Origin of the sequence: Streptomyces sp. NPDC051940 (assembly GCF_040680895.1) — a bacterium.
Lineage (GTDB): Bacteria > Actinomycetota > Actinomycetes > Streptomycetales > Streptomycetaceae > Streptomyces.
The window spans coordinates 19,359-35,651 of record NZ_JBFAXR010000047.1 but is presented as its reverse complement, the minus strand read 5'-3'; the positions used below and the strand labels follow the sequence as shown (position 1 = coordinate 35,651).

Here is a 16,293-nt window from a genome sequence, read left to right as displayed (position 1 = left end):
CGTCAGTTGAAGGCGCGCGCACCCGCGACTTTCCGGGGCGCCGGCCGCGCGTGACGGCGGCCCCGGGCGCCCGGTGGCGCAGGGCCGGCCGGAGAGGGGCCTTCCGGTGATCGCCGGATGGCGGTTCACTGGGGGTATGGGTGATCCGATTGCGGCGCTGCGCGAAGGGCTCCCCGAGTCCGCCGTCCTCACCGACCCCCAGGTGACCGCCGCCTACGCCAACGACATGGCCAGCTTCTGCCCCGCGGGAGCGCCGCTCGCCGTCGTACTGCCGCGCACGGTGGAGCAGGTCCAGCACGTGATGCGCACGGCCACCGCCCGCCGGGTGCCGGTCGTGCCGCAGGGCGCCCGGTCCGGGCTGTCCGGCGCCGCCAACGCCTCCGACGGCTGCATCGTGCTGTCCCTGGTCAAGATGGACCGCATCCTGGAGATCAACCCCGTCGACCGCTACGCCGTCGTCGAACCCGGCGTGATCAACGCCGACCTCTCCCGCAAGGTCGCCGAACGGGGCCTGTACTACCCGCCGGACCCCTCCAGCTGGGAGATGTGCACCATCGGCGGCAACATCGGCACCGGCTCCGGCGGTCTGTGCTGTGTGAAGTACGGGGTGACCGCCGAATACGTCCTGGGCCTCGACGTCGTCCTCGCCGACGGCCGGCTGCTGACCACCGGCCGCCGCACCGCCAAGGGCGTCGCCGGCTACGACCTCACGCGCCTGTTCGTCGGCGCCGAGGGCACCCTCGGCATCGTCGTACGGGCCGTCCTCGCCCTCAAGCCCGAACCCCCGCAGGCCCTCGCCCTGGCCGCGGAGTTCCCCTCGGCCGCCGCCGCGTGCGACGCGGTGTGCGCGATCATGGCCGGCGGCCACGCGCCGTCCCTGCTGGAGCTGATGGACGCCACGACGCTGAAGGCCGTCAACGCCATGACCGCCATGGGCCTGCCCGAGTCCACCGGGGCGCTGCTGCTGGCCGCCTTCGACACCCCGGATCCGGCCGCCGACCTCGCCGCGCTGGGCGAGCTGTGCACCGCCGCCGGCGCCACGTCCGTCGTCCCGGCCGACGACGCCGCCGAGTCCGAGCTGCTGCTCGCCGGGCGGCGGGCCGCGCTGGTAGCGCTGGAGAAAGTCAAGGGCACCACGATGATCGACGACGTCTGCGTGCCCCGCTCCCGGCTGGCCGAGCTGCTGGACGGCGTCGCCGCCATCGCCGCCCGGCACGACCTCACCATCGGCGTCTGCGCCCACGCCGGCGACGGCAACACCCACCCGACCGTCTGCTTCGACGCCGCCGACGAGGACGAGGCGGCCCGCGCCCGCGCCTCCTTCGACGAGATCATGGCCCTCGGCCTGGAACTGGGCGGCACCATCACGGGCGAGCACGGCGTGGGCGTGCTGAAGAAGGAGTGGCTGGCCCGGGAGCTGGGCCCGGTGGGGCTGGAGCTGCAGCGCAAGGTACGCGAGGTGTTCGACCCGCTGGGGCTGCTGAACCCGGGGAAGGTGTTCTGACGGAATGTGGCGAAGCCGGTTCGGCGAATCCGGTCCGGCACGCGGAACCCCGGGCCCCGGCACGGTGTACCCGGGGCATGACACCCACCCGACGCCAAGTCCTCGCCGGAGCCGCGGCCTTGGGTGCCGCGGCCGCGTTCACCGCCTGCAGTGACGAACCCCCGGCCGGCGGCTCCCCGCCCCGCCCGCCCGGCGCCGGGACGCACCTGCGTTCCGGCACCCTCTACGCCCGGATCGGCGACACACTCACCGCCGTCTCCCTCGCCGACGGCCGGACCCGCGCGTCCTTCCCCGGAGCGGTCCCCGACCCCGGCCGGCAGCGCCTGCACTGGCGCGACGGCTCCGGACACCTCCGTATCACCGAGACCGCGACCGGCCGCGACCTGCACCGGCTCACCGCCCCCGCGGGGGAGATCCGGGCCGCCGCGGCCGGGCTGCCGCTGGTCGCGCTGGGCCCCGCGGGCACCCGCCGGGCCCGGACCCGGATCGCCCTCGTCTCCCCGCAGGGCACCCGCGGACTGACGCTGCCCGGCGCCGTGGAGCCGGAGGCGTTCTCCGACGACGGGACGACCCTGTACGTACTCGACCACCTGGACGACGGCTACCGGGTACGGATGGTGGACCTGGCCGCCGGGGAGATGACCCCTCTCCTCACCCGGGACAAGACGCCCGTACCCGCCGAGGAGCGGATGCGCGGCCGCTACCGGCAGTCGGCGCTGTCCCCCGACCGGACGGTCCTGTACTCCCTCTACACCCACCAGGCCGACCACCTCCACACCCGCGACCTGGTCGCGGCCCGCGACAGCGCCCCCGGCGTCCACGCCTTCGTGCACGTGCTGAACCTCCGGGAGCGGTGGGCGTACTGCCTGGACCTGCCGGAGGAGATGGGCCGGGGGGAGGCGTCCGGCCACTGTCTGGCGCTCTCCGCCGACGGGCTCTCCCTGTACGTCTTCGACTCGGGCAGCGGCACGGTCGCCGCCGCCGACACCGCACAGCTGACGATCACCACCGTCCGGCGGGTGAAGACCCCGCCGGACCCGTCGTACGCCGTCGTCGTCGGCGACGAGCTGTGCCTGGCGGCGGGCGACCGCATGCACCGGCTCGCCCGTGCCAGGCTGACCCCCGCGGCCGGCTGGACCCTGCCCGGGCCGGCCGCGGGCGTCGCGCTGCGGGGGCACGAACTGCTGGTCGGCGTGCCCGGGCGGGTGCTGCTGACGTCCGTGGCGGACGGGCGGCGGAACGGGGTGCTGGCCGTGCCGGGACTGCGCGAGGTGCTGTACGCCGTGCCGGCCGGGTGGAGCCGGCCGGGCTGAGCGCCCCGCGGGTCACGCACCGTCCGCGCCCGACTCGTCCGACGGCCACGGGTCCGACAGCCACAGGTCGTCACACGCCTCGCGGCCCGCCGGGGTGAGGAGGCGCGTCAGGGCCTCGTCCATCCCCAGCTGGTCGATCTCCCTGCCCGGCGGTACGAGACGCATCGTGCGCTCCAGCCACATCGACAGGATCCCCGACGGCGCCTCCAGCAGGGCGTCGCCGTCGGGGGAGGTGAGGGCAAGACAGACGACGTTCTGCCCGGCCACCTTCGTCGGCCAGATGCGCACGTCCCCGTGCCCGCACGCGCGGAACACGCCCTCCACCAGCAACTCGCGCGCGAAGGTCCAGTTCACGGGGGCGGCCGAGCCCACGTGGAAGGTGATGTGGACGGCGTACGGGTCCGCCGTCCGGTAGGTCAGCCGGGCCGGAACGGCGATGCTGCGCTCCGGCGACAGCACCAGCTTCAGTTCGAGATCGCGTTCCACCTCGGTGTGCATGGGCCCCTCTCCTTGTCTGCTGCGGGCAGGCGGCAGTACACGCCGCTGTGGGGAGAGAGGGCCGGTGGCGCGGACTCTTACGCGACTTCGCGGGGGAATTTTCCGCGGGGGGCGGCGGTACGGCCCGGAGGCACCGCGTCCGCGGGATCTCACCCGTGCGGGTGGGGCGGTCCGCGAGGGTGTCAGCACATCGGGGGGATGGCGGTCAAGCCCGCCCGTACGGGCCCGATTTGATGGCTAATGTGGTCCGCATGAGCGCCCCGACCCCTCCCACCGGCTCCGGCATTCCCGGGCCCGGGTACTACCCGGACCCCTCGATCCCCGGCTACATCCGGTACTGGAACGGTGCGGCCTGGGTCCCCGGCACGAGCCGGCCCGCGCCGGCGGAGGGCACGGCACCGCCGCCCCCGCCCGGCCACGGGTTCGGCCCGGCCCCGTCGGTCGCGTCGCCCCCGCCGCCCACTCCGGCGCGCCGGGCTCCGGTGGCCGAGGAGACGGGGCCGGTGTTCTTCGACGAGATGCAGACGGGGGAGCGGCGGTACACGGAGATCCCGGCGGAGAGGGGGCACGCGGCGCTGCCGGGAGGGTCGGACGCCGCGGGGGGACACGGGGCGCAGCCGGGAGGGTCGGACGCCGCAGGGGGATACGGGGCGCAGCCGCCGGTCCTCGGCCCGGAGGGCTCGGGCGTGACGCCTCAACTGGGCTCGGGCCTTGCGCCACACGCGGGCTCGGGCCTTGCGCCCCACGCGGGCTCGGGCCCGCCGCCCCAACTGGACGCAGGCCGCGCGCCGCAGCTCGGCGCGGGCTCAGTCCCGCAGCCGGCGGCGGGACTGCCGCCGGGCAGGCGACACGCGGCCCTCGAGCCCCCGACACCGGCGGGAGGCGCGGAGCCCCCGGCGCCGGAACGGGCCGCCGGGCCGCCGGACCAGGCGTGGGACGCGAACCCCCCGCGGCGTACGGGGGACGAACCCGCGCCCGCCGAGCGGCCGTCGGCGCCGGGCGCACCGGTGTGGCAGGCGGCGCGGGCCCCGCAGCGCCCGCCGATCTCCTGGGGCAACGACCCGGCCGCCACCGAGCCGCCCCCGGCGGACGGCCGTCCCGCATCCCGGCCGGACGACGCCGGCAGCCCGGCACCGGCGGCACAGGTCCCCTCCGGCGTACGCACCCTGCGCCGCACCGACCGCACGGCCGACCGCCCGCAGGGCCGGCCCGTCGTGCGGACCGCCACCGAGGTGTCCCCCCGCGCGCCCGAGCACCCCCAGCCCCGCCCGGAGGCGGCACCGCCTCCGGCGACCGCACCGCGCGCCCCCGCCCCGGCCTGGGCGCGGGTCGACCAGGCCCTCACCCGCACCTCGCCCCCCGCGCAGCCGGCGGACCAGGCGCCCGCCCGCCCGGCGCCCCGGCAGCCGGCGCGCAACGCACCCGAGGCATCCGCCGCCGCGGCACCGGCACCCGCCCGCCACGCGAGCGACGCACCCGCCCGCCACCCGCGTGCCGAGCCCCCCGCCTCCGCCCAGGCCCCCCTCCCCGCCACCGCCGCGACCACGGGGCGCGGCACGGTCACCCCGCGCCAGGCGAAGGCGGCGCGTAACCGCCCCGCCGCGCCCGCCGGGATGGGCAGCCGGCTGGCCGCCCGGCTGATCGACGCACTGGTCACCGCCACGGTCACCCTGCCGCTGGCCCTGCCCCTCGCGGGCCGCGCGGCCGAGCACCTCGACCGGAAGGTGGAGGAGGCCCGCCGGTCCGGCCGTACGGTCCAGGTCTGGGTGCTCGACGGCACCACGGGCACGTATCTCGCGCTCTTCCTCGTCGTCCTGCTGCTCTTCGGTCTGCTCTACGAGGCGCTGCCCACCGCCACCTGGGGCCGGACCCTGGGCAAGAAGCTGTGCGGCATCCGGGTCCGGGACGCCCGCCGGCCGCAGCAGATGCCGTCGATCGGCGCGGCGGTGAAGCGGTGGCTGGTCCTCTACCTCTCGTGTCTGGCGCTCGTGGGCGTCTTCGGCCTGCTGCGCGGGCTGTACGACAAGCCGCGACGGCAGTGCTGGCACGACCGGGCGTCCGGAACATGCGTGACGGAGTAGACGGCCGGGACGGCGTGGACGCGGTGGACGGAGCAGACGGAGCAGCGCGGGTGGCGGAGATCATCCGGATGGCCCCGCCCATGGTGCGGACAGAGCGCGGGCAGGATCCCCTCGGGGTATGAGCGACCAGGACCGGTACGGCGACAAGCCGCTGAACGGACTGCCCTCCGACGGCACCGAGGTGCCCGCAGACCAGCCCCCGCAGCAGGGTCCGGACGGCACACCCGCGTCCGGCGACGCCGCGGGCGGCGGCCAGGAACCCCCGCCGCCCCCGCCCGGCTCCCCCTACTCCCAGCCGGACTCGCCGTACGAGTCCGGCGCCGCCGCCCGACCGCCGAGCTCCCCGTACGACGCGCCGTCCGGCGGCGCCACCCCGCCCCCCGGTGACAGCTCGCCGTACTCCGCTGCGGGTGGCACCCCCGGCCCGGACTTCTCCAAGCCGGAAGGCGGTTCGCCCTACGGCGACCAGCCCCCTCCCTACCCCGGCGGCCCGGGCGGCCCGGGTTACGGCGAGGCGCCCGGCGGCTACGGCGCCGCCTACGGCACCCCGGCGCAGGACCCGCGGCTGGCGGGCATGCCGCCGCTGGCGAACCTGGGCAAGCGGGTCGTGGCCCGCATCATCGACTACCTCATCATCTACGTCCCGCTGTCGATCCTGATCGCGATCACCGGCGGCTTCGGGGACATCGACGACGGATCCTTCGGCGGCGGCTACGGCTGGAGCCTGCTCGGCATCGCGGCGTACTTCGTCTACGAGGGCCTGATGCTGACCCGCAGCGGTCAGACCGTGGGCAAGAAGGTGATGCACATCCGGGTCGCGATGCTGGAGAACGGCGCCGTGCCGGCCGGCAACCCCGGCTGGATCCGGTCGGCGGTCTTCCACCTCCCGCCGCTGGTCCCCTGCATCGGCACGCTGTTCCAGCTCTACAACGTCCTGTCCTGCCTCTGGGACAGGCCCTACCGCCAGTGTGTCCACGACAAGGCGGCGAAGACGGTCGTCGTGGAGGCCCGCCGGGCTTAGCCGGCACCGGCGTGAGAACCACCGGCCCGGGACGGACGGCGTCCCGGGCCCGGTGGTTCAATGACCGGTATGAGTCTGGACCAGCCCTCTCCCGCCGTACGACCGCAGCCCGCCCTCGCCGAGATGGCGCCGCTCGCACCCAGCGGTCTGCGGTTCGCCGCGCGGCTGATCGACTCGCTGCTGCTCCTGGTGCTGTGGATCGTCGCGGCGATAGCCACCGGCCTGTTCGGCGACGTGCTGGCCGTGCAGGAGGACGGCGGCGGCTTCATGGACCAGGCGGGTGCCGTCGACCCGGCGAAGGCGGTGCTCGCGTACGGGCTGGTGTACGTCGCGTACTTCGTCTACGAGGGCGCGATGCTGGCGCGCCGCGGTCAGACGCTGGGCAAGATGGCCGCCGGGATCCGGGTCGCGGTGCTGGCGGACGGTGACATCCCCGGCGGCCGGGGCTGGACCCGGGCGGCGGTGTACGCGCTGCCGGGCGTGGTGGGCGGCGCGCCGGGGATCGCTCTGGTCGGCCAGGGGTTCTGGCTCGTCAACTCGCTGTGGTTCCTGCGGGACCGGCCGTACCGGCAGGCGCTGCACGACAAGGCGGCGCAGACGGTGGTCGTCCGGGCCTGAGACCGCTTCCGGCGTTACGCCGCGTCCCGACGGCCGGCGACCGCACGGGCCTTCTCGGCCTCGGGGGGCGGGGACTGCCGCGGTACGCGCAGGAGTTCGGACGCCGCGTCCAGCTGCGGGGCCGGCCGGCGGCGCGGGGCCGGTGCGGTCACGCCCACGAGCAGGCCGAGTGCGAGTGCGGTGAAACAGATCGCGAAGACCGCGAGCTGCGACTGCGCCTGTGTCAGCAGCAGCATGGCGGCCGCTGAGCAGATGACCGTGGCGGTGCCGTAGACAAGCTGTGCGACTGTGGGTCGCGGCATGGCGGGCTCCCTAGTAACGGGGCGGGCGCTCTCAGGGCTTGGATGCCCGCCCATTGTGCCAGTAAGCCTCCCCTAACCCGCCAGGAGGGGCACAAGGGGCGCAGAGGCGCGCACCCTCAGCGCCCCACCCCCCCCAACCCCCCACCCCGACCCCGCATGCACCCCCCGAGGCCGGCCCCCGGACGCCCCCATCCGGGCTCCGTCACGCGCCCGCGCCGAACTCCGGGGCGGCCCCCCGGGAAGGCATCGGAGCCGGACTTCGGGGCGGACCCTGAGGATGCGCTCCGTGTGGGCTTCGGGGCGAAGCCCCGGGAGGTGCTCGAGCTGGACTTCGGGGCTGAGCCCGGGGGTGTTCGGGCCTGGCTTTGGGGCTGAGCCCGGGGGTGTTCGGGCCTGGCTTTGGGGCGGGGCTTGGAGATGTACTCCGTGTGGGCTTCGGGGCGAAGCCCCCGGGAGGTGCCCGAGCTGGGCTTCGAGGCTGAGCCCGGGGAGGGGTCGGGGCCGGTGCTTTGGGATGGAGCCCGGGGGTGTTCGGGCCTGGCTGTGGGGCGGTGCCTGGGGATGCGCTGTGTGGGGCCTGGGGGCGAAGCCCCCGGAAGGTGCTCGAGCTGAGCTTCGGGGCTGAGCCCTGGGGTGTTCGGGCCTGGCTTTGGGGCGGGGCTTGGGGATGCGCTCCGTGTGGGCTTCGGGGCGAAGCCCCCGGGAGGTGCCCGAACTGGGCTTCGGGGCTGAGCCCGGGGAGGCGTCGGGGCCGGTGCTTTGGGATGGAGCCCGGGGGGCGGGCCTGGCTGTGGGGCGGTGCCTGGGGATGCGCTGCGTGGGGCCTCGGGGCGAAGCCCCCGGGAGGTGCTCGAGCTGAGCTTCGGGGCTGAGCCCGAGGGTGTTCGGGCCTGGCTTTTGGAGCGGTGCCTGGAGATGCGCTCCGTGTGGGCCTCGGAGCGAAGCCCCAGGATGCGTACCCGAGCCGGGTGTCGGGGCGGAGCCCCAGGGGGTGTTCGGGCCAGGCTTCGAGGTTGAGCCTGGGGATGTGCTCCGTCTGGCCTTCGGGGCGAAGCCCCAGGGGGCGCCCAGGCCGGGGCGTTGGGGCCGGGCTTCGGGCGGAGCCCCGCGGGCGTTCGGGCCGGGCTATTGGGCGGAGCCCAGGGATGCGCTGCCCCTTGCGCTTCGGGGTGGAGTTCCGGGGTGCGTTCGGGCTGGGCTGGGTGGAGTCCGGGATGTGTTCCGTCTGGGCTTCAGGGTGGAGCCCAGGGATGCGCTGTCCCTGCGCTTCGGGGTGGGGTCCCGGGGTGCGTTCGGGCTGGGCTGCCGGGTGGAGCCCGGGATGCGTTCCGTCTGGGCTTCAGGGCGGAGCCCAGGGACGCGTTCCCCCTTCGCTTCGGGCTGGGGTTCGGGGCGGAGCCCCGGGGCGGGTTTCGCTCCGGACGAAGGCGTTCGTATCGGGCCTCCCCGCCGGGGGTTGGGGGCGGGAGCCCCCAAACCGCCCCGGCGGGGGAGGGCGTGAACCCGCCACCGCGTCGAGTCGGCAAAGCGACATGCAGTCCACCCCGGAAGCGGAACGCGTTATACCTGCACGTTGCACGAAGTCAAGACTGTCATTTCCTCGTCAAGTCAGATCGAATGCACTGACCATGATTCGCGCCGCGCGCGTGGACCGATCCGGAGGGGCTCGCGCGATCGGCCGAAGGGGAGGACAGCGCATTCGTGATACGCCAACGGAGGAGCATCAGATCCGCCGCCCTGGCCACCGTGACCGTCGCCGCCATCACGGCGGCCGTGCTGCCGGGGATGACCGCCTCGGCCGCTGACGGCGCCGGTACACCCGAGCGCCGCGACCCGGCGACGGCAGCCAAGAACAGCGAGCACAACCTGAAGGGCCCGTTCACCGAGCAGCAGACGGAGGCCCGCGAGGCCGCCGTGGAGCGGCTGCTCAAGGGCGGTTCCAAGGGCAAGACGGTGGAGAAGAACGGCTCGACCGTGATGCAGCTCGACGACGGCAAGTACGTCGAGCTCGCACGCGAGAAGACCGACAAGATCTTCACGATCCTCGCCGAGTTCGGCGACAAGGTCGACAACACCACGATGTACGACCCGGACGGCCCCGACGGCCCCGAGGCGCCCGTCGTGAAGTACGGCGGCGACGCGGGCCCGGCCCACAACACCATCGCCAAGCCGGACCGCACCACCGACAACTCCACGGACTGGCACCCGGACTACAACCGGGAGCACTACCAGGACCTCTACTTCTCGCACGACGCCGACAAGGAGTCCGTCGCGAAGTACTACGAGAAGCAGTCCTCGGGCCGCTACTCGGTCGAGGGCCAGGTCCAGGACTGGGTGAAGGTCGAGTACAACGAGGCCCGCTACGGCTCGAACTACTGCGGCGACAACTCCTGCGCGAGCGTCTGGGACCTGGTCCGCGACGCCGTCAACAAGTGGGCCGCCGACCAGAAGGCCGCCGGCGCCACCACGGAGCAGATCAAGTCCAAGCTGGCCGAGTACGACCAGTGGGACCGCTACGACTTCGACGCCGACGGCAACTTCAACGAGCCCGACGGCTACATCGACCACTTCCAGATCGTGCACGCGGGCGAGGACGAGTCCGCGGGCGGCGGCGTCGAGGGCGAGAACGCCATCTGGGCGCACCGCTGGTACGCGTACGGCACGCAGGCCGGCTCGTCCGGCCCGGCGGACAACAAGGCCGGCGGCACGCAGATCGGCGACACCGGCATGTGGGTCGGCGACTACACCGTCCAGCCGGAGAACGGCGGACTCGGCGTCTACGCGCACGAGTACGGCCACGACCTCGGTCTGCCGGACCACTACGACACCAACGGCGGCGAGAACAGCACCGGCTACTGGACGCTCATGTCCTCCGGTTCCTGGCTCGGCGAGGGCAAGGACTCCATCGGCGAGCTGCCGGGCGACATGAGCGCCTGGGACAAGCTGATGCTGGGCTGGCTCGACTACGACCTGGCCCAGGCCGGCACGAAGTCGACGCACAAGCTGGGCGTGGCGGAGTACAACACCGCCAACCCGCAGGCCCTGATCACCGTTCTGCCGAAGAAGCCCGTCACCACCACCATCGCGACGCCCCCCGAGGGTGCGCAGCAGTGGTGGAGCGGCAGCGGCGACAACCTGTCGAACACGCTGACCCGCACGGTGGACCTCACCGGCAAGACCTCGGCCGCCCTGTCCTTCAAGGGCTGGTACGAGATCGAGCAGAACTACGACTACCTCTACACCGAGGTGTCGACCGACGGCGGGGCGACCTTCACCCCGATCGACGGCACGATCGGCGGCAAGCAGATCCCGCGCGACGGCGGCGACAAGCCGGCGCTGCACGGCGAGTCGGGCGGTTACCAGGACCTGGTCTACCCGCTGGACGCGTACGCCGGTCAGAACATCCAGCTCCGCTTCCGCTACTACAGCGACGGCGGCGTGGCCCTCAAGGGCTTCGCGGCCGACGCCCTGAAGATCACCGCCGACGGTGCGGAGGTCTTCGCGGACGGTGCCGAGGGCACGGACGACAACGGCTGGACGAAGAAGGGCTTCTCCAAGGTCGGCGCCTCCTTCACCAAGGAGTACGCGCAGTACTACATCGCGGAGAACCGCCAGTACACGTCGTACGACAAGACCCTCGAGGTCGGCCCGTACAACTTCGGGTTCCTGGACTCGCGCCCGAACTGGGTCGAGCACTACCCGTACCAGAACGGTCTGCTGATCTCGCTCTGGGACACCTCCCAGTCGGACAACAACACCTCGGTCCACCCGGGCCAGGGTCTGATCCTGCCGATCGACTCCCACGCCAAGCCGATGAACTGGCGCTACGGCGGCGGGATGATGCGCAACCGGATCCAGTCGTTCGACGCGACGTTCAGCACCTACCCGGTCGACGGCTTCACCCTGCACATGGACAGCAAGGGGACGCCGATCGCGCCGAAGGCGGGCGCGTCGTACTTCGACGACCGTTACGGGACGTACTGGTACAAGTCGAACCCGGGCGGCAGCGTCCAGGTTCCTGACACCGGTACCCGGATCTCGATCGTCGACGAGCCGGTCAGCGGCGAGACGATGACCGTCGAGGTGGGTTCGAGCCAGCGTTAACGATCATTAACGCAGGTCACACGCGAATCGGCCGTCGCCCTCTAGCGGGCGGCGGCCGATTTCGTTTAGATGATTCTTACGTTGTCTTGCTGACAGCGAGTCTCATCACGGGGGTGTACGGACGTATGGCAGGTGGCGGATTCTCCCGTCTTCCGGACGGCAGTGTGGTCGTGGCGATCAGGCTGCCGGCGGGACCCGGGTCGACCCATGTCCGGGTGCTGGTGCACGCCGCGACGCGGCCGCGGGCGCTGACGCGGCTGCGGAACCTCGGGCTGCGCGCGGTCTATCTGCGCGGCAACGCGGAACCGCCCACACCGGACGAGATCACCGCGGTCCTCCACCACCCCGAGGGCGTCCTGTGGCGGGCGAAGCTCGACGACGACACGGAGTCGTGGCACCCCATCCGCCGCCTGCTGAGCCCGGCGACCGCGTAGGGGCCCCTGCGGGCGGCTCCCCGGGGCCGCCCTCCGGCCTCGCGGAGGGGTCAGCCGGTGGCCACCACCGGCTTGCCCGTGAGCTCCACGCCCGCGTCGCGGAGCTCCTCCAGGGCCCGCTTCGTCGTCTGCGGGGCGACGCCGGCCGTGAGGTCGAGCAGCACATGGGTGCGGAAGCCCGCCGCGGCCGCGTCCAGGGCCGTGGCCCGGACGCAGTGGTCCGTGGCGATGCCGACCACGTCCACCTCGGTGACGTCCCGGGCGCGCAGCCAGTCCACGAGCCGCACGCCGTTCTCGTCCGCGCCCTCGAAGCCGCTGTACGCCGCGGCGTAGGCGCCCTTGTCGAAGACGGCGTCGATCGCGCCGGACGCGACGACCGGGGCGAAGTTCGGGTGGAAACCGACGCCCTCCGTGCCGGCCACGCAGTGCCGGGGCCAGGAGTCGACGTAGTCCGGGTGCTCGGCGAAGTGGCCGCCCGGGTCGATGTGGTGGTCCCGGGTCGCCACGACATGGCGGTAGCCCGCCGTCGCCTGGCCGACCAGGTCCGTGATGGCTGCGGCCACGTCCGCCCCGCCGCGTACGGCGAGGCTTCCGCCCTCGCAGAAGTCGTTCTGCACGTCCACGACGATCAGTGCGCGATGCATGGTGTTGGATTCTCCCAATCCGCTTGCGCCTGGGGGGTGTTGAGTGCTGGCGGGGGCGTATTGATGATGTCTCCCCGGATCCGGTGGAGCTCATACGCCCGGTGCGGCCGGACGCCGGCGCGGCGGCGACGGTGTCCGCCGCCGATCCGCACGCATGTGCCCGGTGTCATACGTACTCCGTAGGCAGGACCGGCTCGCCGCGGGACAGCTGGGTGGCCGACAGGGGGAGGCCGGCCCGCGCCTCCACGTGCCGGGCGCGTGCCGCGTCCAGCGGCTCACGGCCGATGATGTCACCGCCGCGGACCAGCGGCACGAGCAGCTGGCGGTCCGCCAGCCCCGGCGGGACCGCGCCGGATCCCACGACCTCCGCCTCGGCGAAGCCGTCGCCGTCGAGGCGGCGCGCCGCCCACTTGCGGCCGCCGACGGACGTCTTGCCGCCGAGGGACTTCTTGGCGACGGGCTGCAGGGGCGCCGAGGTGTCGGGCGACTTGGCGCGGGCGACGAGCTTGTAGACCATCGAGCAGGTGGGGTGGCCGCTGCCGGTGACGAGCTGGGTGCCCACGCCGTACGCGTCGACGGGGGCGGCGGCCAGGGAGGCGATGGCGTACTCGTCGAGGTCGCTGGTCACCACGATCTTGGTGCTCCGCGCGCCCAGCTCGTCGAGCTGGTGCCGTACGCGGTGCGCCATGAGGAGCAGGTCGCCCGAGTCCAGCCGGACCGCGCCGAGCCCGGGTCCGGCGACCTCCACGGCGGTCTGCACGGCCTCCTTCACGTCGTACGTGTCGACCAGGAGCGTCGTACCGCTGCCCATCGACTCGACCTGTGCGGTGAAGGCGTCCCGCTCGCTGTCGTGCAGCAGGGTGAAGGCGTGGGCGGCGGTGCCGGTGGTGGGGATGTTGTAGCGGAAGCCCGCGGCGAGGTCGGAGGTCGCGGAGAAGCCGCCGACGTACGCGGCGCGGGCGGCGGCCACGGCGGAGAGCTCGTGGGTGCGGCGGGCGCCCATCTCGATCAGGGGGCGCCCGCCCGCGGCCACGGACATCCGCGACGCGGCGGCGGCGATGGCGGAGTCGTGGTTCATGATCGAGAGGATGACGGTCTCGAGCAGCACGCACTCGGCGAAGGTGCCCTCGACGCGGAGGATCGGGGATCCGGGGAAGTAGACCTCGCCCTCGGGGTAGCCCCAGACGTCACCGCTGAAGCGGTACGCCGCCAGCCACGCGAGGGTCTGCTCGTCCACGATCTCCCGCTCGCGCAGGAAGCCGAGCACGCGCTCGTCGAACGTGAAGCTCTCCAGGGCGTCCAGGACGCGGCCGGTGCCGGCGACGACGCCGTAGCGGCGGCCTTCCGGGAGGCGGCGCGTGAAGCACTCGAAGACGCATCGGCGGTCGGCGGTGCGGGCTCGCAGGGCGGCCTGGAGCATCGTGAGCTCGTACTGGTCGGTGAACAGTGCCGTGGACGGCACGGTGACCGGGAGCCTCAAGTCCGTCATGGAACGCAATGCTAGCGCAGATTTCGTCAGGGTGACGATATGACCTCCGGTCGCGGGGTTGCCGTGGGTGGCGTCGCGTGGTTTGCGGTGAGTGACGCGGTCGGCGTCGCGCGTCCTCAGGCGCCGGACGGGCTGGTGTCGGTGCCGGTCGCGCTGCGCGGTGGGGGTCGCGCTGGCGCCTGCGGCGCGGTCGGCGCTTCGCGCCTCGTCCTCAAACGCCGGACGGGCTGGGGTGGGGGTGCGGTGGCGCTGGAAGGTATCCGGTGCCGCTGGCGCCTGCGGCGCGGTTCGGCGCTGCGCGCCTCGTCCTCAAGCGCCGGACGGGCTGGGGTGGGGGTGCGGTCGCGCTGGAAGCGTTCCAGTCCCGCTGGCGCCTGCGGCGCGGTTCGGCGCTTCGCGCCTCAGTCCTCAAACGCCGGACGGGCTGGAGGGCGCCTTGCGCCGGCTGACGCGGTCGGCGCTTCGCGCCTCGTCCTCAAGCGCCGGACGGGCTGAGAGCGGTGCCGGTCACGCCGGCAGGTGCGCATTTGCCGGTGGAGCGCAGCGGAGTCGGCCCACTCGCAACCGGTCGCCTGCGGCATGCCTCGGCGGAGCGCCAGCGGAGCCGTTCGCTTCGCATCTGGCCGGCGGAGCGCAAGCGGAGCCGGCGCAGCCCCACCGGGTCACCGGACGGCACACCCCGGCGGAGCGTCAGCGGAGCCGCCGTGCTCCGCATCGGCGCAGCGTCAGCGGAGCCGTTCGCTGGGCGGCGCCCAGGCGCCGTCCCCCCGCGCTCCGCCCGGCAAGGCCCCCTGGGGCCGCAGAATCGCTCCGCATCAAAAGAGCGGCCGCCGGGTGGCCCGGCGCCGCAGTCGCCGGCTGGTGAACGCCCGCGCCGAGCCGTGCCGGCAGCGGCCGCCATCCGTGCCCTGGCTACCCGTCGGGGGACCGCCCGCGCAGACCATGGGTGTCTCCGGATCGCGACCGGATGCTGCAGGACAGCCTGACCGGTGGTCGCTGGGGGGCTTACCAGCCCCCCAGACCCCCCGTCCCCAGACCCCCGACCGGTCAGTCGAATGGCTGCGGCGGCCGCCGCAGTGGCAGCATGGGGGGTGACGGCCGTACGCAACGCGAATGAGGGGCTACAGGTGAGTGTCGCGCCCACCGAGATCGAGCGCTCGGAGACCCTCGAGGCCGAGAGCCCGGCAGCGGTGCCCGAACCGGACGTCCCCTGGGTGACGATCGTGCACAACGACCCGGTCAACCTGATGAGCTACGTGACCTACGTGTTCCAGGCGTACTTCGGCTACCCCAAGGAGAAGGCCCGCAAGCTGATGATGGACGTACACACCAAGGGGCGGGCCATCGTCTCCAGCGGGACCCGCGAGGAGATGGAACGCGACGTCCAGGCCATGCACGGCTACGGCCTGTGGGCCACACTCTCCCAGGACCGCTGATGGCATCCCACTTCGAAGCCGTTCCCGGTGGCGGGGCCGCCGTCGCCCTCGACGAGGTCGAGATCTCCATCCTGCGCTCGCTCGCCGTACAGCTGCTGGAGCTGATCGGCCCCGGCGAGCAGCCCGAGGGCGAGTCGCTGGACCCCCTGGACGCGCTGTTCGCGGAGGGTCCGAGTGAGCGGCCCTCGGATCCCGCCCTGGCCCGGCTCTTCCCGGACGCCTACGGGGACCCGGAGCGCGAGCCGAAGGGTGAGGCCGAGCGCGCCGAGGAGGCGGCCGCGGCGGCGGAGTTCCGCCGCTACACCGAGAACGACCTGCGCGCGGGCAAGCGCGAGAACGCGCTGGCGATCGTGCGGACGCTGGACTCGATGTCCGTACAGGGCGAGGGCGGGGGCGTGCTGAAGCTCGACCCCGAGCAGTCGAGGCAGTGGCTGGGCGCCCTGAACGACCTGCGGCTGGCCATCGGGGCCCGGCTGGACATCCGCGAGGACCAGGACAGCGAGCTGCTCTACCGCCTCCCGGACGAGGACCCGCGCAAGCCGATGGCGATGGCGTATCTCTGGCTCGGCGGCCTGCAGGAGTCCCTCATCGACACCCTGGCCGGCTGAGACCGCGGCCCCGACCGCCTGAGACCGCGGCCTCGACTGCCTGAGACCGCGGCCCCGACCGCCGGAGACCACCCCCGGTAGGTGTCCACTCCCCGGGCACCCCTGTGTCTCGGCATGCGGACATGTGTAGTCACCGCACGCCCCGATCCCCCCTTACGCCCCCGGATCGAAACCTCAGCGCAACCTCATGTCCGGATAACGAACACGCATCGAGCCGTCCCCCCTTGTCCGAAATGAAGTG

At 73.4% G+C, this 16,293-nt stretch carries 13 protein-coding genes; 9 read left to right on the top strand and 4 right to left on the bottom strand.

The window, feature by feature from the left end; all coding sequences use genetic code 11:
- Positions 1-136: 136 nt before the first annotated feature.
- Positions 137-1,504 (top strand): FAD-linked oxidase C-terminal domain-containing protein, encoded by a 1,368-nt coding sequence (locus AB0M28_RS19780; protein ID WP_365406168.1) that lies wholly within the window; start codon positions 137-139, stop codon positions 1,502-1,504.
- Positions 1,505-1,581: 77 nt separating this feature from the next.
- The gene (locus AB0M28_RS19775; RefSeq protein WP_365406165.1) at positions 1,582-2,817 is read left to right on the top strand and encodes a twin-arginine translocation signal domain-containing protein; all 1,236 of its coding nucleotides are present in this window, start codon (positions 1,582-1,584) and stop codon (positions 2,815-2,817) included.
- 12 nt (positions 2,818-2,829) lie between these two features.
- Here the strand turns inward: AB0M28_RS19775 and AB0M28_RS19770 are convergent, their stop codons facing one another.
- A complete protein-coding gene (locus AB0M28_RS19770; RefSeq protein ID WP_365406162.1) occupies positions 2,830-3,315 on the bottom strand; it encodes an SsgA family sporulation/cell division regulator in 486 nt (161 codons plus the stop codon).
- A 251-nt stretch (positions 3,316-3,566) separates the two neighbouring features.
- On the opposite strand from AB0M28_RS19770, the gene AB0M28_RS19765 reads away from it, so the two are divergent.
- The 3 genes from AB0M28_RS19765 (at position 3,567) to AB0M28_RS19755 (ending at position 7,035) form a co-directional block, all read left to right on the top strand.
- Positions 3,567-5,396, top strand: coding sequence for an RDD family protein (locus tag AB0M28_RS19765; RefSeq protein WP_365406160.1), 1,830 nt, complete (start codon positions 3,567-3,569; stop codon positions 5,394-5,396).
- 118 nt (positions 5,397-5,514) lie between these two features.
- Positions 5,515-6,417 carry an RDD family protein gene (locus AB0M28_RS19760; protein WP_365406157.1) on the top strand — a complete coding sequence of 301 codons (903 nt, stop codon included), beginning with the start codon at positions 5,515-5,517 and terminating at the stop codon, positions 6,415-6,417.
- 69 nt (positions 6,418-6,486) lie between these two features.
- Positions 6,487-7,035: an RDD family protein gene (locus AB0M28_RS19755; RefSeq protein ID WP_365406154.1), complete on the top strand. Its 549-nt coding sequence runs from the start codon at positions 6,487-6,489 to the stop codon at positions 7,033-7,035.
- Positions 7,036-7,049: 14 nt separating this feature from the next.
- Here AB0M28_RS19755 and AB0M28_RS19750 read toward each other — a convergent pair whose 3' ends face one another.
- On the bottom strand, positions 7,050-7,337 hold the full coding sequence (locus tag AB0M28_RS19750; RefSeq protein WP_365406151.1) for a hypothetical protein: 288 nt from the start codon (positions 7,335-7,337) through the stop codon (positions 7,050-7,052).
- Between the two features lie 1,785 nt (positions 7,338-9,122).
- On the opposite strand from AB0M28_RS19750, the gene AB0M28_RS19745 reads away from it, so the two are divergent.
- Positions 9,123-11,441, top strand: coding sequence for an immune inhibitor A domain-containing protein (locus AB0M28_RS19745; protein ID WP_365406237.1), 2,319 nt, complete (start codon positions 9,123-9,125; stop codon positions 11,439-11,441).
- A 125-nt stretch (positions 11,442-11,566) separates the two neighbouring features.
- Positions 11,567-11,875 (top strand): hypothetical protein, encoded by a 309-nt coding sequence (locus tag AB0M28_RS19740; RefSeq protein WP_365406148.1) that lies wholly within the window; start codon positions 11,567-11,569, stop codon positions 11,873-11,875.
- A gap of 50 nt (positions 11,876-11,925) precedes the next feature.
- Here AB0M28_RS19740 and AB0M28_RS19735 read toward each other — a convergent pair whose 3' ends face one another.
- On the bottom strand, positions 11,926-12,519 hold the full coding sequence (locus AB0M28_RS19735) for an isochorismatase family protein (protein ID WP_365406145.1): 594 nt from the start codon (positions 12,517-12,519) through the stop codon (positions 11,926-11,928).
- Between the two features lie 166 nt (positions 12,520-12,685).
- Positions 12,686-14,008 (bottom strand): nicotinate phosphoribosyltransferase, encoded by a 1,323-nt coding sequence (locus tag AB0M28_RS19730; RefSeq protein WP_365406142.1) that lies wholly within the window; start codon positions 14,006-14,008, stop codon positions 12,686-12,688.
- Positions 14,009-15,135: 1,127 nt separating this feature from the next.
- Between AB0M28_RS19730 and clpS the strand changes: the two genes are divergently transcribed.
- On the top strand, positions 15,136-15,444 hold the full coding sequence (clpS, locus tag AB0M28_RS19725) for an ATP-dependent Clp protease adapter ClpS (RefSeq protein WP_365406139.1): 309 nt from the start codon (positions 15,136-15,138) through the stop codon (positions 15,442-15,444).
- A complete protein-coding gene (locus AB0M28_RS19720) occupies positions 15,444-16,052 on the top strand; it encodes a DUF2017 domain-containing protein (protein ID WP_365406136.1) in 609 nt (202 codons plus the stop codon). The genes clpS and AB0M28_RS19720 overlap by 1 nt, the downstream gene beginning before the upstream one ends.
- Positions 16,053-16,293 lie beyond the last annotated feature (241 nt).